The organism is Mycobacterium paraffinicum (genome assembly GCF_001907675.1).
GTDB lineage: Bacteria > Actinomycetota > Actinomycetes > Mycobacteriales > Mycobacteriaceae > Mycobacterium > Mycobacterium paraffinicum_A.
The window spans coordinates 1-18,275 of sequence record NZ_MPNT01000051.1; the positions used below are offsets into that span (position 1 = coordinate 1).

The following is an 18,275-nucleotide window of genomic DNA, read 5'->3' on the forward strand; positions in this document are numbered from 1 at the left end:
ATCGCGTTGATTCCTTTGCTCGAGTGACTTTGGTCGGTCCCTCGAAGAATCACGCGATGACCTTCATTCATCCGGCTACGACACGCCGGTCATCACCGGCTCGTACACCACTCTGCTGGACGCAACTCCGTAGGGCCAGGCGTTGGGGCTGTAACGGTGGTGGACTGACTCGTGCCCGTGACCGTGGGATGCGTAAGGGCAACGATCAGAGCGCCAACCGCTACGGCAGCGGTCAGCGCTAAGGCGATCGCCTGCCATGGGAATGAGCGTGACGCTGGCTGCGCCCAATTACTCGGTGGCCAATTTCCCCCAGGTGGGTGGGCAGTCTGTCCATGAGCAGTACCCCCGGGCCAGTTCCCCACCATGCCCCCCTCCTCTAGGTCGTGGCCAACGTCCAGAACGTCACAATCCGCTCGTAAGTCCTTCAACTTCCATACTGAGCCAACCGGATGAGAGGCAGCAATTCACCGCGAGTCGCGGTTGCGTTCGTTCATCTTCGATCCGAGCCGGCTGCGTCGTTGCATGTACCCGGTCGCCCGCGAGGTAACTCGTCTTGCAGTCGATCTCCGGGCTCGTGCGGATGGCTCGACGACCTCGCAAAGAGAGGGGCGCGGAAGGTCTCAGCGAGACCGTTCACGACGTGGTCGGCCGTTAACGTAATCGGCCATTCAGCCCCCTCCACACACTCTTTTCATGCCAGCATCCTTGGCATTGACGTCGGCAATCGTCGACTGCCACTGAGCTGAATCCCCAAAGCTCGCCACAGCAGCAGCGTTGCTGTAGGCCTCCGCTAGGGCAACAGCGGCGCCGCGATCACCTGGCGGGATCGCGGGAGAATCATTCAACACTTGTCCCAGCAAGACGGCGCCGTTTACCGTCGCAATGCCCGCCCGCTCCGGGCTTGCACCGTTTGTCTCTATCTGGACCGCTCGTGCGGCCAGGTCGTAGACATCGCAAAGCTTCTTGTGCGCGGCGGCCGTCTCGGCAGGTGTGTACGTCGGTGCCGCCGAGACGGTCGCCGGTTCTGGGGTGGAGTGCTTCGTAGACCCTAGAGATGACACAACTACAGCAACAACGCCCAGCACAACGGCAGCCGATGCCAGAGAGACCGCTGGCCACGCGCGTGGCCGCCTTGCGGGTTGGAGTGGATAGCTGTGCTGCCAATCCCCCTGCGGCGACCCTATAGGTGGTATCCCACCGAAGCTTGGAGGCGGATCCCCCATGCAGCTCCTCCCATTCTTCTGCAACTTGCGGGCCATTCTCTAAAATTATCCACCCACGTTGCACCACCACGACACAACAGGCACAACGCTGGCATCGTGACAACGGAGGGCTGGTGCGGGCAGGGTTACATGGCCGGCCGTCGGACATGCGTCGGAATCCATTTGCCTGCCAGCGATTCAGCCGCCGCACACTCTCTTCATCGCGGCGTCTTTGTTGTTGACATTACTGATCGTCGACTGCCATAACGGATCGTCACGTTGCTGCACCGTGGCTGCAGTTGTCTGAGAATTGCTATAGGCATCAGCCAATGCCAGTGCGGCGTCTCGATCAGCAGGCCGTATTGCCGGATTTGCACTTACGACGTGTTCCAGCATTAAGGCTCCGTTGACCACCGCAATGCCAGATAGAGCCGGGTTATCGCCGTTGGTCTCAATCTGAACGGCACGCGCGACCACGGCATAGACATCACAGAGGTTCTTATGCGCCGCCGCCGAATCCGCCGGTGTGTACGTCGGTGCTGCTGACGTGGCCGGCGAACTCGGGGGGGATTTATTCGTCGACGTTGTAGCGGCCACAATTAGGCCAGCGGCCCCCATTAGAACGGCGATCGATGCCAATGCAATCGCCGGCCATATCTGTGGGCGTTTTACGGGTTGCGATGGATATGACGGCTGCCACTGGCCTGCTGGCCAGCCCATGGGCGGCTCCCCACCGAAATTCGAAGGCGGATCCCCCATGCAGCCCTCCTCGAAAGGCCTCAGTTCGTGCGGAGCGATTCTGTTGAATTATCCACGGCACCTACCCGCTGAGGCTGAGCGGTCAGACTCGCGGCGCGTAGCCGTTGCCGCTCGGCCGCACGGCCTCCAAATCACTGGCATTCTGCTGGTCCATGCTGGTGAACCCCTTGGCAGCGTGATGGGCTTTGGAGCCAACATCGGTCAGCGTCTGCTGGTGGCCTTGCAAGTTCTTCACGTGCTGCGTGTGGGCCGCCGTGACTGCCGAGTGGAATGCGTCGGCAGCGGCGAAGTCACCGAACATCCCCGACGCGAGCGGTCCCCGCGCGAGCTGGTCGGCTCCCTCTTGCGCATGCCCCCCGGCGCGGTGCGATTCGTTGCCCCCGGAATGCAGAAGCTCGGTGTCGACGAACATTTGCCACCCCTTCCGATCCATCGCAGCGCTCCCCGCGCCACTATTGACCAGGCTAAATACGCCGCGCGCGGCGGTCAATTCACTTCGTCTCGACGGCCGCTACAACGCGCTGGCGCCGTCAGCCAAACCGTCACCGTCGGAATCACTAAGCCGCACGTTCCACTTGCCGTCGCCGTCGGTGTCGACGTACTCGGTCATCCCGCCCTCGTCGGCGCACAGCACCCGGTCGGCCAGACCGTTGCCATCGCTATCGAATAGCCGGTCGTCCGCACCGCCAAGGCCATCGAAGTCGACCAGCGGGCCACCGGTGTGCTCGACACCATCGAGGTCGAACCACCGCAACTGCCGCCCCTGTTCTGTGGCGACCCCCCACGTCCCGGATCCGTCGTCGGTGAAGTACGCCTCGGGATTGCCGTCGTTGTCGAGGTCGAGCACCGCGTGATCGGCGATGCCGTCGCCGTCGAGGTCGGCGAACGCGTCGTCGCGCAGCCCATCGCCATCGAAGTCCAGCCCGAAAGCGTCGAGCTGGCCGTCGCCATCAAGGTCGAGGTCGAGATCGTGCTGCCAAATCGAAGCCGTGCCGTCGTCGCCTGCCGCGCAGTAGTCCATGCACGATCCGACGCGGGATCACCGCTACGGGTTCCCCCGCGAGCGCCACCAGTTGACCAGTTCCGCGGTCGCCTCGTCGGTCGTCAAGGGCCCACGTTCCAACCGCACCTCCTTCAGGAAGCGCCACGCCTCGCCGACTTGTGGGCCCGCCGGGATGTTGAGCAACTCCATGATCTGGTTGCCGTCGAGGTCGGGCCGCACCCGCGCCAGATCCTCCTGCGCGGCCAGCTCGGCGATCCGCGCCTCCAGCCGGTCATAGCTGGCCTGCAGCCGCGCGGCCCGGCGCTTGTTGCGAGTCGTGCAATCGGCCCGCACCAGCTTGTGCAGCCTCGGCAGCAACGGGCCGGCGTCGGTCACGTAGCGGCGCACCGCGGAATCGGTCCATTTGCCTTCGCCGTAGCCGTGGAACCGCAGGTGCAGATACACCAGCTGCGAGACGTCGTCGACCATCTGCTTGGAATACTTCAATGCGCGCAACCGCTTTCGGGCCATTTTGGCGCCGACCACCTCGTGGTGGTGAAAGCTCACACCGCCGTTGGCCTCGTGCCGCCGGGTGGCGGGCTTGCCGATGTCGTGCAGCAGCGCGGCCCAGCGCAGCACCAGATCCGGGCCCCCCTCAGGAGGCGGGTCCTCCAGCGCGATCGCCTGCCGCAGCACCGTCAGCGAATGCTGGTAGACGTCCTTGTGCTGGTGGTGTTCGTCGATGGCCATCTGCATGCCGCCGACCTCGGGCAGCACCACCTCCCCCGTGCCCGTCTGCACCAGCAGGTCGATGCCGGACACCGGGTCGTCACCGAGCAGCAGCTTGTCCAGCTCGGCCGCCACCCGCTCGGCGCTGATCCGGCCCAGCTCGGGCGCCATCTCCTCGATCGCCTCGCGCACGCGGGGGGCGACGGCGAAGCCGAGCTGCGAGACGAATCGCGCGGCTCGCAGCATCCGCAGCGGGTCGTCGCCGAAGGACACCTCAGGTGCGGCCGGGGTGTCGAGCACCCGCTCACGCAACGCGGCCAAACCGCCCAGCGGATCGAGGAATTCACCCGGCCCGTCGGGAGTGATGCGCACGGCCATCGCGTTGGCCGTGAAGTCGCGGCGCACCAGATCGTCGTCGAGCCTCGAGCCGAACTGCACCTCGGGCTTGCGCGAGACCCGGTCGTAAGCGTCCGCGCGGAACGTGGTGATTTCCAAGCGGTGGCCGCCCTTGCCGACGCCGACGGTGCCGAACTCGATGCCGGTTTCCCACAGGTTGTCGGCCCAGCGCCGCAAGATCTGTTGGACCTGCTGCGGGCGCGCGTCGGTGGTGAAATCCAGGTCGGGACTGAGCCTGCCCAGCAGCGCGTCTCGCACCGAACCGCCGACGAGGTACAACTCGTGGCCAGCCGCATCGAACGCCGACCCCAACTCGCGCAGCATGGGCGCGTGTTGATTCAGGGCGACCGCGGCGGCGGCAAGGAGCTCGACATCGGCTTCGGACACGTTCGACCAGCGTAGTCGGCCGGGGCCGCAAGGCCCCTGTGAGGAGCCTCGCACCCAGTGCTACGCGGTGGAGGTGAATTGATCGGCCGGCGTGCGGCAGTACCGTTGCGCAACGGGAAGGGTGGAAACGGCGGGCAATGCGGTTCTGCGATACATGAGCAATACGTCGAGTTCTCAGCGAGCGGACTTCCTCGACGCCCGCGCCTGGCGCACAGCGACATTGTCGGCGCCGTTTGTCGTGCAACTGATATTGGCGCTGTTGGTCGTCGCCATGCAGCTGTTGGGCAAGTGGCCGTTCGAAACACACAGCGCGTACGCCGGCGAGCGCGTATGGATGCTGACCGCCACCGTCCTAACGACCTTGGTGTCGCTGCTTGTCGGCGCCGCACTCCTCAGGTCGGCATCGCAACGCAATCGCGGCCTCGGCGTCAGCACCTTGAGCTGTTCGGTCGTCGTGCTCGCCGGGGCATCGACCTTCGCATATCTGGTCCTGCGCTGAGGGTGACGATGGCGGACAACGACGATCGCTACGGGCCCCTGACTTTCGCCGTAGCCATAGCCCACGTCTTCGTCGTGGATTTCGCCACCTGGCTGCTCGTTCTGCCGCTGTGGCCCTTGGTGTTCATCGTTCTGCCAGCAACGCTGGTATACATCGGCGTCGGCGCACTCATCGCCCAGGCATCGGGCGGACTCGGCCAGATCGGCCGCGGGATGGTGATCGGCAGCCTGTCCGGGCCGCTATCACTCCTGATCTTCATTCCCGCATTTGTCATCGCCGGAGCGATCGGCCCGATCTAAGCAGATCAGTCCTGAGCCATCGCACGCCCGGCTAGCGGCGAGTATGTCCAGGGAGACTATGCCGTGCCAGCTACTATCGCTTGGGTGTCGGACGGCGAACAGGGCAAGCCACGTCGGCGCCGGGGGCGGCGGCGCGGTCGTGGCGCTGCGAGTTCGACCGAGAGCCAGACGAACGGTCAAGCGCCCGCCGACTCGACGGCGACCAAGTCGCGCCGATCCCGTTCGCCTCGACGCGGGCCGGATCGGCTGCGGACCGTGCACGAAACATCTGCTGGCGGGCTGGTCATCGACGGACTCGACGGGCCGCGCGACTCTCAGGTCGCGGCGCTGATCGGCCGCGTCGACCGGCGCGGGCGGATGCTGTGGTCGCTGCCCAAGGGGCACATCGAGATGGGTGAAACCGCGGAGCAGACCGCGATAAGAGAGGTGGCCGAGGAGACCGGCATCCGCGGCAGCGTGCTGGCCGCCCTGGGCCGGATCGACTACTGGTTCGTCACCGACGGCCGCCGCGTGCACAAGACGGTGCACCACTATTTACTGCGCTTCTCCGGCGGTGAGCTGTCCGACGAGGACCTCGAGGTCGCCGAGGTGGCCTGGGTTCCGCTGCACGAGCTGCCGTCGAAGCTGGCCTACGCCGACGAACGGCGGCTCGCTCGGGTGGCAGACGAGCTGATCGACAAGCTGCAAAGCGACGGTCCCGCCGCGCTGCCGCCGCTGCCACCCACCTCTCCGCGGCGCCGCCCGCAAACCCACTCGCGCACCCGGCACGCCGACAAACCGGCCACCAGCCGGAAGAACGGCCACGGGCCAGGGCCGTGACGGCATCCCGACTCTGCTTGTTGCGCCTCGCGGCAGTGATCGGCATCGTGGCCGGGTTCGCGGTGCTCACCTGGCCCGCCGCGCCGCCCGCGGCCGCCGGTGAACCCGGCGTCACGCCGTTCGTGCGGGTCCGCATCGACCAAGTCACGCCGGACGTGGTCACCACGTCCAGCCAACCCGTCGTCACCGTCACCGGCACGGTGGCCAACATCGGCGACCGCCCCGTCCGGGACGTCATGGTCCGGCTCGAGCACGCCGGGGCCGTCACCGCGTCCGCGGGGTTGCGGACCAGCCTGGACGGTGACACCGACCAGTACCAACCGGCCGCCGACTTCCTCACGGTCGCGCCGGAACTGCAGCGCGGGCAACAAGTCGGCTTCACGCTGTCGGCTCCGCTGCGCTCGCTGACCAAGCAATCGCTGGGCATCGATAGGCCCGACATCTACCCCGTCTTGGTCAACGTGAACGGCACACCGGATTACGGCGCCCCCGCGCGGCTCGACAACGCACGCTTCCTGCTGCCCGTCGTCGGAGTGCCGCCCGACCAGGACGGCGATGTGGGCTCCGCCGTTGCGCCCGACACCTCCAAACCCGTGTGGATGACCATGCTGTGGCCCCTGGCCGACCGGCCGCGGCTGGCCCCCGGCGTGCCCGGCGGCACCATCCCGGTCCGCCTCGTCGACGACGACCTGGCCACCTCGTTGGCAAGCGGCGGCCGGCTGGACATCCTGCTGTCGGCGGCCGAGGTCGCCACCAGCCACGACGTCGACCCCGACGGCGCGGTGGGCCGCGCGCTGTGTCTGGCCGTCGACCCCGACCTGCTCGTCACCGTCAACGCGATGACCGCCGGCTACGTGGTGTCCGATTCCCCCGACGGGCCCGCGCAACTTCCGGGCACCCCGACCCACGCCGGCGCCGGACAGGCCGCGGCCGCCGAGTGGCTCAACCGGCTGCGCGCACTGGCGCACCGCACCTGCGTGGCGCCGCTGCCGTATGCGCAAGCCGACCTCGACGCCCTGCAACGCGTCAACGACCGCGGGCTCAGCGCCACCGCGACCACCGGCGTCAACAGCATCGTCGACCGCATTCTGGACGTAGCCTCCGTCCGCGGCGCCACGCTGCTCCCCGACGGCCCGTTGACCAGAAGCGCGGTCAACCTGCTCGGCGGCAACGAAAGCACCGTCGCCGTAGCCGCCGCCGAATTGGCCGGCCCGGACGGGCAGGCGTCCTCCGACGTCACCGTCGACACCGCGCCGCGGCGGCTGTCCCCGCAAGTCGTGCTCGCACCGTTCGACCCGGCGGTGGGCGCGGCGCTGGCCGGGGCGGGCAGCGCGCCGTCCGTCCCCACCTATCTGGATTCCTCGCTGACCGTGCGGCTCGCGCACGATTCGGTGACCGCGCGCCGCCAGGACGCGCTGGGGTCCATGTTCTGGCACGCCTTGCGGCACGACGACGCGCCCCGCACGCAGATTCTTGTCCCGCCGGCGACGTGGAACCTGCAGGCCGACGACGCGCACGTCATCCTGACCGCACTGACCACCACGATCCGGTCCGGCCTGGCGATCCCCCGACCGCTGCCGGCCGTGATCGCCGAGGCCGCGGCCCGCACCGAGCCGTCCGAACAAGTGGGCGCCTACACCTCCGCGCGCGGCCGATTCGGCGACGACGTCACCGCCCTGGTCGGCGGCCAGATCGGCCGATTGTGGGGCCTGACGTCCGCGTTGAGCACCGACGAACGCACCGGCCTGACGGGCATCCAGTACACGGCGCCGCTGCGCGAAGACATGTTGCGCGCGCTCAGCGAATCCCAGCCTCCCGACACCCGCAACGGCATGGCCCAGCAACGCCTGGCCGTCGTCGGCAAGACGATCAACGACTTGTTCGGCGCGGTCACGATCGTCAACCCCGGCGGCTCGTACACCCTGGCCACCGAGCACAGCCCTCTGCCGCTGGCGCTGCACAACGGCCTGGCCGTCCCCATCCGGGTGCGGCTACACGTCGACGCCCCGCCGGGCATGACGGTCACCGACGTCGGCCAGATCGAGCTGCCGCCGGGATACCTGCCGCTGCGGGTGCCGATCGAAGTGAACTTCACCCAACGGGTCGCGATCGACGTGTCGCTGCGGACCCCGGACGGCCTGCGGCTGGGCGACCCGGTGCGCCTGTCGGTGCACTCCAACGCCTACGGCAAGGTGCTGTTCGCGATCACCATGACGGCCGCGGCCGTGCTGGTGCTGCTGGCCGGGCGCCGCCTGTGGCACCGCTTCCGCGGCCAACCCGACCGGGCCGACCTGGACCGGCCCGACCCGCCCGGCGCCCGATCCGCGGGGTTTGACGACGAGGCCGATGACCGGGTCGAACAAGAGCACCGAGTATGAAGCCCGCCCACCGGCAGGCCGCACCACAACCCCACCGCCTGCCCGAGCCGCCCCGGCGACCCCGCAACCCGGGTTCGCCGCCCACGGGTCCCCTGCCGCCAGTACCCGCCGGGATTGACCGCCGACGACCCGAACTGTCCGACGCCGCCCTGGTGTCGCGCTCGTGGGCGATGGCGTTCGCCACGCTGATCAGCCGGCTCACCGGCTTTGCCCGGGTAGTGCTGCTCGCCGCGATCCTGGGGGCCGCCCTCTCCAGCGCGTTCTCCGTGGCCAACCAGCTGCCCAACCTGGTGGCGGCGCTGGTCCTCGAGGCGACCTTCACCGCCATCTTCGTGCCGGTGCTGGCCCGCGCCGAGCAGGGTGACCCCGACGGCGGCGCGGCCTTCGTGCGGCGCCTGGTCACCCTGACGACCGCGCTGCTGGTGTTGGCGACGGCGTTGTCGGTGCTCGCCGCGCCGCTGCTGGTCCGGTTGATGCTGGGCCGGGCTCCGCAGGTCAACGAGCCGCTGACGACAGCCTTCGCCTACCTGCTGCTCCCCCAGGTGCTCGCCTACGGCCTGACGTCGGTGTTCATGGCGATCCTGAACACCCGCAACGTGTTCGGGCCGACGGCGTGGGCGCCGGTCGTCAACAACGTGGTCGCGCTCGTGACCTTGGCGGTGTACGCGGCCGTCCCCGGGGAGCTGTCGGTCGACCCCGTCCGCATGGGCAACACCAAGCTGCTGGTCCTCGGCATCGGGACCACGCTGGGCGTGTTCGCGCAGACCGCGGTGCTGCTGGTGGCCTTGCGCCGGCAACGCGTGGACCTGCGCCCCCTGTGGGGAATCGACCAGCGCCTCAAGCGATTCGGCACCATGGCCGCCGCGATGGTGCTCTACGTGCTGATCAGCCAGCTCGGCCTGGTGGTCGGGAACCAGATCGCCAGCACGGCGGCGGCGTCGGGCCCGGCGATCTACAACTACACGTGGCTGGTCCTGATGCTGCCGTTCGGCATGATCGGCGTCACGGTGCTGACGGTGGTGATGCCGCGGCTGAGCCGCAACGCCGCCGCCGACGACACCGGGGCGGTGCTGGCCGACCTGTCGCTGGCCACCCGCCTGACGTTGATCACGCTCATCCCGATCGTCGCGGTGATGACCGTCGGTGGGCCGGCGATCGGCAGCGCGCTGTTCGCCTACGGCCACTTCGGCGAGGTCGACGCCGGGTACCTGGGCGCCGCGATCGCGCTGTCGGCCTTCACGCTGATCCCCTACGGGCTGGTGCTGCTGCAGCTGCGGGTCTTCTACGCGCGCGAGCAGCCCTGGACGCCGATCGTCATCATCCTCGTCATCACCGCCGTCAAGATCGTCGGATCCGTCCTGGCGCCGCACCTCACCGATGACCCCAAGCTGGTGGCCGGCTATCTGGGGCTGGCCAACGGCATCGGGTTTCTGGCGGGCGCGATCATCGGCTACCTGCTGTTACGGCACACCCTGCTGCCGACGGGGGGCCAGTTGATCGGCAAAGGCGAGCAGCGCACGATTCTGGTGACGCTCACCGCCTCGATGCTGGCCGGTTTGGTGGCCCATGTGGCCGACCGGCTGTTGGGCCTGGACGCGCTGACCGCCCACGGCGGCGGCGCGGGCTCACTGTTGCGGCTGCTGATCCTGGCGGTGATCATGCTGCCGATCATGGCCACGGTCATGCTGCGCGCCCGCGTCCCGGAGGCACAGGCCGCGCTGGACGTCGTCCGCCGGCGCTTCGGCGGACGTGCGGCGATGCCCCGCAAACCGGTGGCAACGGACCGATCGTCTCGCCCGGCCCCGGTCACGTACCCTGAGCGGAGGAATTCGTCCCCGCCTGGGGTAAATGCGGTCCAGGAGCCGATCCAGCGCAGACCTCCGGAGCGGGCAACCCAAGCCCGGCTAGCGAAAGGACCGGAGGTGACCGACCGCCCTATCGAGAGTGCCGCGTCGGGTGCCGAGCTGCCACGACCGGTTGCCGACGACTTCCAGCCCGACATTCCCTCCGAACGCGCGCCGGAGTCCCCGGCGCCGCGCCCGTCCAATGGCGACCTCACCCCCGAGTCGCGGCGGGGGCCTGCGCCGTTCGACCCGCCGCGGGACCGCGGCGGGGACCCGTCGGGAGACGACGTCCACTTGGTTCCCGGCGCCCGCATCGCCGGCGGCCGTTACCGGCTGCTGGTGTTCCACGGTGGAGCGCCGCCCCTGCAGTTCTGGCAGGCGCTGGATACCGCGCTGGACCGGCAGGTGGCGCTGACGTTCGTCGATCCCGACGGGGCGTTGCCCGACGACGTGTTGCAGGAGATCCTGTCCCGCACGCTGCGCCTGAGCCGGATCGACAAGCCGGGCATCGCCCGGGTGCTCGACGTGGTCCACACCGGCCACGGCGGCCTGGTGGTCTCCGAGTGGGTGCGCGGCGGTTCGCTGCAGGAAGTGGCCGACACCGCGCCGTCACCCGTCGGCGCCGTCCGGGCCATGCAGTCGCTGGCCGCGGCCGCCGACGCGGCCCACCGCGCCGGCGTCGCGTTGTCGATCGACCACCCGAGCCGGGTCCGCGTCAGCATCGAGGGTGACGTCGTCCTGGCCTACCCGGCCACCATGCCCGACGCCAGCCCGCAGGCCGACATCCGCGGCATCGGCGCCGCGCTGTATGCCCTGCTGGTCAATCGGTGGCCGCTCACGGAGTCCAGCGTGCGCAGCGGGCTCGCCCCGGCCGAACGCAGTTCGACGGGTCAGCCCGTCGAACCGATGATCATCGACCGCGGCATTCCCTTCCAGATTTCGGCCGTCGCGGTGCGCGCCGTTCAGGAGGACGGCGGAATACGCAGCGCCTCAACGCTTTTGAACTTGCTACAGCAGGCGACGGCGGTGGCCGACCGGACCGAGGTGTTGGGTCCGATCGACGATTCGCCTGCGCCGGCCACCGCCCGCGAATCCTCGGCCCCGGACGAAGCGACGTTCGCGCGCCGGCGGCGCAACCTGCTGATCGGCATGGGCGCCGGCCTTGCCGTGATCATCGTGGCCCTCCTTGTCTTGGCGTCAGTGGTGAGCAAGATCTTCGGCAACGTCGGCGGCGGCCTGAACAAGGACGAGCTCGGGCTGAACGGTCCGTCGTCATCTACTTCGTCGTCGGCCACCAGTTCCGCGGCCGCCGGCAGCATCGTCAAACCGACCAAGGCGACGGTCTACTCCCCGGACGGCGACGTCGACAACGCGAGCACCGCCGGCCAAGCGATCGACGGCGACCCCTCCACCGCCTGGGCCACCGAGGTCTACACCGACGCGGTGCCGTTCCCCAGCTTCAAACAGGGTGAAGGTCTCATGCTGCAGCTGCCGAGCGCGACCGTGGTCGGCCAGGTCAGCATCGACACACCCAGCAGCGGGACCAAGGTCGAGATCCGCTCGTCCGCGACGGCCTCCCCGGCGTCGCTGAACGACACCACCGTGCTGGCGCCCGCGTTCACGCTCAAGCCCGGCCACAACGTCATCCCGGTCCGGGCGGGTTCGCCGACGTCGAATCTCTTGGTGTGGATCTCCACGCTGGGAACCACCAACGGCAAGAGCCAGGCCGGCTTCTTTGAGATCACGGTCCAGGCCGCTTCCTGACGCTCACAGATCCGTGCCGTGGTGAAGTGCCGCCCCACGGCCGATTGGTTACTGTCCGGCCGTGGGCTCCCGCGGAGACATCCAGCGCGAACGCAGTGATGCGGAGCTGCTGGCGGCGCATGTCGCCGGGGACCGCCACGCCTTCGGCGAATTGTTCCTGCGCCACCAACGCCAGCTGCACCGGCTCGCCCGGCTCACCACACGCACGGCCGAGGACGCCGAGGACGCGCTGCAGGACGCGATGCTCTCGGCACACCGCGGCGCCGGCGCGTTCCGGCATGACGCCGCCGTCGGTAGCTGGCTGCACCGCATCGTCGTCAACGCGTGCCTGGACCGGCTGCGGCGCATCAAGGCTCACCCGACCGTCCCGCTAGAGGACGTCTACGCGGTGGCCGATCGGACCGCCCAGGTCGAGACGGCGATGATGGTGCACCGCGCCTTGATGCGACTCCCCGTTGAGCAGCGGGCCGCGGTGGTGGCGGTCGACATGCAGGGCTACTCGGTGGCCGACACCGCCGCGCTGCTGGGCGTCGCCGAGGGCACCGTCAAGAGCCGATGCGCACGGGCCCGCGTACGGCTCGCGGAACTCCTGGGCTACCTGAACGCCGCGCCCGACCCGGCCCCACCCATGGCCGTCAAGCAACCGATGACGGACACTGGGGCGGATGGGTGAAGCCGACGACCATGGCGACGAGCCGCCCCTGACGGTTGAGCTTCTCGCCGACCTGCAGGCCGGCCTGCTCGACGACGAATCCGCGGCCCGCGTGCGCCAACGGGTTCGCGACAACCCGGAAGCCGAGAAGATCCTGCGTGCCCTCAACCGAGCCCGCAGCGATGTCGCGACGCTGAGCGCCGAGCCGGCCCCCGACGTCCCGCCGGAGGTGACCGCCCGGATCTCGGCGGCACTCGAATCGGCGGAGGCAGGCCGGCCCGTCGCGCACTCCGCCCGGCCACAGGTTCGGCCCGCGCGGGTGATCGCCGGGGTGGCCGGCGTCGGTGCTTTGCTCGCGGCGGTCGACGTGGGCACCGCTGCGCTGATCAACGCGCCCGAGCCCGCACCCAGCACCGGGGTGACCGCCGAGCACATCACGGTGTCGACGCCGCCGATGGCGATCCCCCTGTCGCCGGACGAGATCCGCGGCCTGCTCACCCGAGCCCCCGACTACGGCCCCCTGGCCGATCCGGCACGGCGCGCCTCCTGCCTCACCGGCCTCGGCTACCCGGCATCCACGCAGGTGCTCGGCGCGCGTCCCGTCGAGGTCAACGCACGGCCCGGAGTCGTGCTGGTAGTGGCGGGCGACGCTCCCCGCAGCCTGGCGGTTTACGCGGTCGCGCTGAACTGCAACGCCGCCGACACCGGCCTGTTGGCCAACACCACCATCCCGCGCCCCTAGTCTGGTGCTATAGGTTGACCGACGCCCGGGAACAGCCGTGCCTACGCTGGCGTTTGTACGAATCCAGGGACGATTTCTTGAAAGGGTTCTATGACCGCCGACACTGTGCACGACGTGATCATCATCGGTTCGGGCCCCGCTGGATACACCGCCGCGTTGTATACCGCGCGGGCGCAGCTGGCCCCGCTGGTGTTCGAGGGAACGTCGTTTGGTGGTGCGTTGATGACCACCACCGAGGTGGAGAATTTCCCCGGTTTCCGTGACGGCATCACCGGCCCGGAGCTGATGGACCAGATGCGCGAACAGGCGCTGCGATTCGGGGCGAACCTGCGGATGGAAGACGTCGAGTCGGTGTCGCTGGACGGGCCGGTCAAGTCGGTGACCACCGCGGAGGGCGAGACGTTCCGCGCGCGGGCGGTCATTTTGGCCATGGGCGCGGCGGCGCGGTACCTGGGGGTGCCCGGTGAGCAGGAACTGCTGGGCCGCGGCGTGAGCTCGTGTGCGACCTGTGACGGGTTCTTCTTCAAAGACCAAGACATCGCGGTCATCGGTGGTGGCGACTCGGCGATGGAGGAAGCCACCTTCTTGACCCGGTTCGCGCGCAGCGTCACCCTGGTGCACCGCCGAGACGAATTCCGCGCGTCCCGCATCATGCTCGAACGCGCCCGGGACAACGACAAGATCACCATCTTGACCAACAAGGCCGTGCTCGCTGTCGAGGGGGACCAAACGGTGACCGGTTTGCGGTTGCGCGACACCGTGACTGGAGAAGAATCCACCTTGCCCGTCACGGGCGTCTTCGTCGCGATCGGTCACGACCCGCGCTCGGAGCTGGTCCGCGATGTGCTCGACACCGACCCCGACGGATACGTTCTGGTCAAGGGCCACACCACCGCCACCTCGATCGACGGAGTGTTCGCCGCGGGTGACTTGGTGGACCGCACCTACCGACAGGCCGTCACCGCCGCCGGCAGCGGCTGTTCGGCGGCGATCGACGCCGAACGCTGGTTGGCCGACCACGTCGAATCGAGCTCGGCCGCTCAAAGCGACGCCACCGAATTTCCTGGCAGTACTGAGATGATTGGAGCACCTCAATGACCGACGCCGAAAAAGCCGCGGCGACAATCGAAGTCTCTGACGCTTCGTTCTCCACCGAGGTGTTGTCCAGCAACAAGCCTGTGCTGGTTGACTTTTGGGCCACATGGTGTGGACCGTGCAAGATGGTCGCGCCGGTTCTTGAGGAGATCGCGAGCGAACGAGCCGAGCAGCTCACCATTGCCAAGCTCGACGTCGATGCCAACCCGGTGACGGCGCGTGATTTCCAGGTCGTCTCGATTCCGACCATGATCCTGTTCAAGGACGGCCAGCCGGTGAAGCGGATCGTCGGCGCCAAGGGCAAGGCGGCGCTGCTGCGTGAGCTCTCGGATGCGGTTCCCAACCTGAGCTGATCCTCGATTAAGTCCCCGCACCACGCCCGCGCGTTCAGCCTGGGGTTTTCCCGATTAGGCGAAGCATCTGCGACAATTGCTGTTAGCTGTTGCCCAGATGTGAGCCTGTCACTGTGTCCCGGAGGGCCTTTGGTATGTCGAGTCCGCGCCGTGAACACGGCGATGCGCTGCGTTGCGGTGACCGCAGTGCGGCTGTGACCGAAATCCGGGCGACGCTGGCAACGCTAGGGCTGCTGGACACCCCGGAGGGAGAACTCACCACCGGCCGGCTTGTGCCCCCTGAGCTTTTCGACGCCGAACTCGACCAGGCGGTGCGGGCCTTTCAACAGCACCGCGGTCTGCTGGTCGACGGCATCGTCGGCGAGGCCACCTACCGCGCGTTGAAGGAGGCGTCGTACCGGCTGGGAGCTCGCACGCTCTATCACCAATTCGGTGCCCCGCTCTACGGTGACGACGTCGCCACGCTGCAGGCCCGGCTCCAAGACCTCGGTTTCTACACCGGACTAGTCGACGGGCACTTCGGGTTGCAGACGCATAATGCCCTGATGTCGTACCAGCGAGAGTACGGGCTGGCGGCCGACGGCATCTGTGGCCCAGAAACGTTGCGTTCCTTGTACTTTCTGAGCTCACGCGTCACGGGCGGCTCGCCCCACGCGATTCGCGAGGAGGAGCTGGTCCGCCGCTCGGGGCCCAAGCTGTCGGGCAAGCGGATCATCATCGATCCGGGCCGCGGGGGCACCGACCTGGGCGAGCTGATGCACGGCCCTTCGGGTCCGGTCAGCGAAGCAGATGTGTTGTGGGACTTGGCGAGCCGGCTTGAGGGGCGGATGACCGCCATCGGCATGGAGACCTTCCTGTCGCGACCGGTCAACCGCAGCCCGTCCGACGCCGAACGCGCCGCCACGGCCAACAACGTCGGGGCGGACCTGATGATCAGCTTGCGCTGCGAGAACCAGCCCAGCCCGGCGGCCAACGGCGTCGCTTCCTTTCATTTCGGAAACTCACACGGCTCGGTCTCCACGATCGGGCGTAACCTCGCGGACTTCATCCAACGAGAAGTCGTGGCCCGCACCGGGTTACGGGATTGCCGAACACATGGGCGGACGTGGGACCTGTTGCGCTTGACCCGAATGCCCACCGTGCAGGTCGACGTCGGCTACATCACCAACCCGCAGGATCGCGCGATGCTGATCTCCACCCAAACCCGCGACGCCATCGCTGAAGGAATTCTCGCCGCCGTCAAGCGCCTCTACCTGTTGGGCAAGAACGACCGGCCCACCGGCACCTTCACCTTCGCCGAACTGTTGGCTCACGAACTGTCGGTGGAGCGGGCCAGCCGGCTCGGCGGCTCCTAGCCAACCTGCGCGCTAGCCAACCTGCGCGCCGCGCAACGTATTTCCCGCCGCGGTCCCCGCGCCGACCGGCTCTTGCAACTGGGCGTTCTCGAGCAGCCGCTCCAAGGCTGCCTCGACTTCGGCCTTCCATCCCAGACCCTTGTCCAGCTCGAGCCGCAGCCGCGGAAAGTACGGGTGGGGCGCCACCACAACGAAACCCGCGTCCTGCAAGAATTCGGCGTCCACCACGCAGTGGTCCACCGAGCAGTCACCGACGGCCTCCAGCACCGGCCGCACGTCCGGGCTCGCCGCCAGCGGGTCCTGCAACTCCGAAGCCGCCGGTGTGCGCCCGAAGGCTTCCAGGGCCCGCACCCCGCGCCGAACCAGTTCGTCGATCACCCGGGCGAGAAGCCCGCGCGGCAGGTCGTCGGCGGCCTGCCCGGGCTCGATACCCATCGACGTCAGAAGCACGGCGTCCGCGGACACCGGCGCCGTGGGGAATCGCTGGGCGCGCGGCACCGCCCGCGGCGGCGCGTAGAAGACATAACCCAGGCACGCCGGTTCGCTTTGGCTTCTTTCGTCGGTGGCCGCGATCGCGAGCTGGCCACACGAGCCCCACTCCAGCATGACCATCGACAGCCAGGCTTCCTTCTCGAATTCGGGGTCGGCGAGGGTGTCCTGGTCACCGAGGGTCGCCGGGTCGACCTCCCAGTACACGCAGCGACGCGCATGCTTGGGAAGCTGCTCGAAGGCCTCGAGGCGCAACGGTGTGATTCGAGCGGACACTAGCCTCCTGGCTCCTGTGCGGTACTGCAGCCAATTGCACCGGCAACCCCTCCAGGATAGGAGAGTATGTCGCAATCGGGCCAGCTTTGGCGTCGAGGCGCCGGTCACTGCGCGGGCACCCTCGGCGGGTTACCGCCCCGGCCGGCTTCGTTACCGAAAATCCTTGAAACGCATGCGCTTTCGTAATGCCGGGGTCCCGAAAGCCGGTCGTTGCCAATCCGTGACCGCTCCGGTGTCACAGTGACGTAATTACAGGGTATGGCGGGTCAGGCCTTTGCGGTGGTCATCATGTCGATAATTCGCTGCAAATCGTCGACGGATCCGAACTCCACGACGATCTTCCCCTTGCGCTTGCCCAGGCTGACCGTCACCCGCGTATCGAAGGCGTTCGACAAGCGTTCGGCCACCTCTTGAAGGCCGGGCATCTGGATCGGCTTGCGCCGCTGCGGCGCGGGTGTGGTCGCGCCGGCACGATTCGCCAGCGTCACCGCCTCCTCGGTCGCCCGCACCGACAGTCCCTCCGCGACAATCCGGCTGGCCAGTTCCTCTTGCGCCTCCGGCCCGGCTTCCAGCGACAAGAGAGCGCGGGCATGGCCGGCCGACAGCACGCCCGCTGCCACCCGCCGTTGCACCGGAATCGGCAACTTGAGCAACCGGATCATGTTGGTGATCAGCGGCCGTGAGCGGCCGATCCGTGAGGCCAGTTCGTCGTGGGTGACTCCGAATTCGTCCAGCAGCTGTTGGTATGCCGCCGCCTCTTCCAAGGGGTTCAGCTGCACCCGGTGGATGTTCTCCAGCAGCGCGTCGCGCAGTAGATTGTCGTCGCCGGTCTCGCGCACGATGGTGGGAATGGTGGCGAGCCCCGCCTCTTGGGCCGCCCGCCAACGCCGCTCCCCCATCACGATCTGATAGCGGGGCCCCGTCTTGGCGCCGGGGACCGCTCGCACCACGATCGGCTGCAGCAGGCCGAACTCGCGGATGGAGTGCACGAGTTCGGCGAGCGCCTCGTCGTCGAACACCTGCCGCGGCTGGCGCGGGTTGGGCTCGATGTCGGACGGCGCGATCTCGCGATACACCGCGCCCGCCGGGGCGAGGTCCGGACCCGGTCCCCCGATCAGCACGTCCGCCGCCGCATCCCCCATCCGCGGGCCCAGGGTCGCGGGACCCGAGTCGCCCTCGGCGGGACCCGTCGGGATCAGCGAAGCGAGGCCCCGGCCGAGGCCGCCCTTCTTGCGTAACGGCTGCGTCATGGTCG

At 68.3% G+C, this 18,275-nt stretch carries 17 protein-coding genes; 10 read left to right on the forward strand and 7 right to left on the reverse strand.

The genetic code is table 11. From position 1 onward, the window contains the following. Nucleotides 1-668: 668 nt before the first annotated feature. From BRW65_RS32575 to BRW65_RS29255, 5 genes are all read right to left on the reverse strand, one after another. The gene (locus BRW65_RS32575) at nucleotides 669-1,223 is read right to left on the reverse strand and encodes a hypothetical protein (RefSeq protein ID WP_073880753.1); all 555 of its coding nucleotides are present in this window, start codon (nucleotides 1,221-1,223) and stop codon (nucleotides 669-671) included. A 177-nt stretch (nucleotides 1,224-1,400) separates the two neighbouring features. Next, a complete protein-coding gene (locus tag BRW65_RS29240) occupies nucleotides 1,401-1,922 on the reverse strand; it encodes a hypothetical protein (RefSeq protein ID WP_244168264.1) in 522 nt (173 codons plus the stop codon). Nucleotides 1,923-2,043: 121 nt separating this feature from the next. Next, nucleotides 2,044-2,373 (reverse strand): DUF2563 family protein, encoded by a 330-nt coding sequence (locus tag BRW65_RS29245; protein ID WP_073880755.1) that lies wholly within the window; start codon nucleotides 2,371-2,373, stop codon nucleotides 2,044-2,046. 99 nt (nucleotides 2,374-2,472) lie between these two features. Beyond that, nucleotides 2,473-2,982, reverse strand: coding sequence for a pullulanase (locus BRW65_RS29250; protein ID WP_073880707.1), 510 nt, complete (start codon nucleotides 2,980-2,982; stop codon nucleotides 2,473-2,475). A 24-nt stretch (nucleotides 2,983-3,006) separates the two neighbouring features. Next, the gene (locus tag BRW65_RS29255; protein WP_073880709.1) at nucleotides 3,007-4,455 is read right to left on the reverse strand and encodes a CCA tRNA nucleotidyltransferase; all 1,449 of its coding nucleotides are present in this window, start codon (nucleotides 4,453-4,455) and stop codon (nucleotides 3,007-3,009) included. 154 nt (nucleotides 4,456-4,609) lie between these two features. On the opposite strand from BRW65_RS29255, the gene BRW65_RS29260 reads away from it, so the two are divergent. From BRW65_RS29260 to BRW65_RS29305, 10 genes are all read left to right on the forward strand, one after another. Beyond that, entirely contained in the window at nucleotides 4,610-4,954 is a 345-nt protein-coding gene (locus BRW65_RS29260) for a hypothetical protein (RefSeq protein WP_244168265.1), read from the forward strand. A 56-nt stretch (nucleotides 4,955-5,010) separates the two neighbouring features. Next, a complete protein-coding gene (locus BRW65_RS29265) occupies nucleotides 5,011-5,253 on the forward strand; it encodes a hypothetical protein (RefSeq protein ID WP_084188072.1) in 243 nt (80 codons plus the stop codon). A gap of 84 nt (nucleotides 5,254-5,337) precedes the next feature. Then, nucleotides 5,338-6,072, forward strand: coding sequence for an NUDIX hydrolase (locus tag BRW65_RS29270; RefSeq protein ID WP_084188068.1), 735 nt, complete (start codon nucleotides 5,338-5,340; stop codon nucleotides 6,070-6,072). Next, nucleotides 6,069-8,450: a hypothetical protein gene (locus tag BRW65_RS29275; protein WP_073880713.1), complete on the forward strand. Its 2,382-nt coding sequence runs from the start codon at nucleotides 6,069-6,071 to the stop codon at nucleotides 8,448-8,450. Before BRW65_RS29270 ends, BRW65_RS29275 begins: the two co-directional genes overlap by 4 nt. Then, nucleotides 8,447-12,058, forward strand: coding sequence for a murein biosynthesis integral membrane protein MurJ (murJ, locus tag BRW65_RS29280; protein ID WP_073880715.1), 3,612 nt, complete (start codon nucleotides 8,447-8,449; stop codon nucleotides 12,056-12,058). Before BRW65_RS29275 ends, murJ begins: the two co-directional genes overlap by 4 nt. Nucleotides 12,059-12,119: 61 nt before the next feature. Further along, nucleotides 12,120-12,731 carry an RNA polymerase sigma factor SigM gene (gene sigM / locus BRW65_RS29285; RefSeq protein ID WP_073880717.1) on the forward strand — a complete coding sequence of 204 codons (612 nt, stop codon included), beginning with the start codon at nucleotides 12,120-12,122 and terminating at the stop codon, nucleotides 12,729-12,731. After that, complete coding sequence (locus BRW65_RS29290) at nucleotides 12,724-13,452, forward strand: hypothetical protein (protein WP_073880719.1); 729 nt, start codon at nucleotides 12,724-12,726, stop codon at nucleotides 13,450-13,452. The genes sigM and BRW65_RS29290 overlap by 8 nt, the downstream gene beginning before the upstream one ends. A 90-nt stretch (nucleotides 13,453-13,542) precedes the next feature. After that, entirely contained in the window at nucleotides 13,543-14,550 is a 1,008-nt protein-coding gene (gene trxB / locus BRW65_RS29295) for a thioredoxin-disulfide reductase (RefSeq protein WP_073880721.1), read from the forward strand. Further along, a complete protein-coding gene (trxA, locus tag BRW65_RS29300; RefSeq protein ID WP_073880723.1) occupies nucleotides 14,547-14,900 on the forward strand; it encodes a thioredoxin in 354 nt (117 codons plus the stop codon). Before trxB ends, trxA begins: the two co-directional genes overlap by 4 nt. Nucleotides 14,901-15,034: 134 nt before the next feature. After that, nucleotides 15,035-16,255 carry an N-acetylmuramoyl-L-alanine amidase gene (locus BRW65_RS29305; RefSeq protein WP_073880725.1) on the forward strand — a complete coding sequence of 407 codons (1,221 nt, stop codon included), beginning with the start codon at nucleotides 15,035-15,037 and terminating at the stop codon, nucleotides 16,253-16,255. A gap of 12 nt (nucleotides 16,256-16,267) precedes the next feature. Here the strand turns inward: BRW65_RS29305 and BRW65_RS29310 are convergent, their stop codons facing one another. Together BRW65_RS29310 and BRW65_RS29315 are read right to left on the reverse strand one after the other, a co-directional pair. Then, complete coding sequence (locus BRW65_RS29310; protein WP_073880727.1) at nucleotides 16,268-17,020, reverse strand: acetyltransferase; 753 nt, start codon at nucleotides 17,018-17,020, stop codon at nucleotides 16,268-16,270. Nucleotides 17,021-17,286: 266 nt separating this feature from the next. After that, complete coding sequence (locus BRW65_RS29315) at nucleotides 17,287-18,270, reverse strand: ParB/RepB/Spo0J family partition protein (protein ID WP_073880729.1); 984 nt, start codon at nucleotides 18,268-18,270, stop codon at nucleotides 17,287-17,289. Between the last annotated feature and the right edge of the window lie 5 nt (nucleotides 18,271-18,275).

Excerpts from the sequence above, each read along its gene's own strand:
- BRW65_RS29315 (WP_073880729.1), bottom strand. The coding sequence starts at position 18,270 with ATGACGCAGCCGTTACGCAAGAAGGGCGGCCTCGGCCGGGGCCTCGCT.
- trxA (WP_073880723.1), top strand. The coding sequence starts at position 14,547 with ATGACCGACGCCGAAAAAGCCGCGGCGACAATCGAAGTCTCTGACGCT.
- BRW65_RS29240 (WP_244168264.1), bottom strand. The coding sequence starts at position 1,922 with ATGGGCTGGCCAGCAGGCCAGTGGCAGCCGTCATATCCATCGCAACCC.
- BRW65_RS29245 (WP_073880755.1), bottom strand. The coding sequence starts at position 2,373 with ATGTTCGTCGACACCGAGCTTCTGCATTCCGGGGGCAACGAATCGCAC.
- BRW65_RS29260 (WP_244168265.1), top strand. The coding sequence starts at position 4,610 with ATGAGCAATACGTCGAGTTCTCAGCGAGCGGACTTCCTCGACGCCCGC.
- BRW65_RS32575 (WP_073880753.1), bottom strand. The coding sequence starts at position 1,223 with ATGGGGGATCCGCCTCCAAGCTTCGGTGGGATACCACCTATAGGGTCG.
- BRW65_RS29305 (WP_073880725.1), top strand. The coding sequence starts at position 15,035 with ATGTCGAGTCCGCGCCGTGAACACGGCGATGCGCTGCGTTGCGGTGAC.
- murJ (WP_073880715.1), top strand. The coding sequence starts at position 8,447 with ATGAAGCCCGCCCACCGGCAGGCCGCACCACAACCCCACCGCCTGCCC.
- BRW65_RS29290 (WP_073880719.1), top strand. The coding sequence starts at position 12,724 with ATGGGTGAAGCCGACGACCATGGCGACGAGCCGCCCCTGACGGTTGAG.
- trxB (WP_073880721.1), top strand. The coding sequence starts at position 13,543 with ATGACCGCCGACACTGTGCACGACGTGATCATCATCGGTTCGGGCCCC.
- BRW65_RS29250 (WP_073880707.1), bottom strand. The coding sequence starts at position 2,982 with ATGGACTACTGCGCGGCAGGCGACGACGGCACGGCTTCGATTTGGCAG.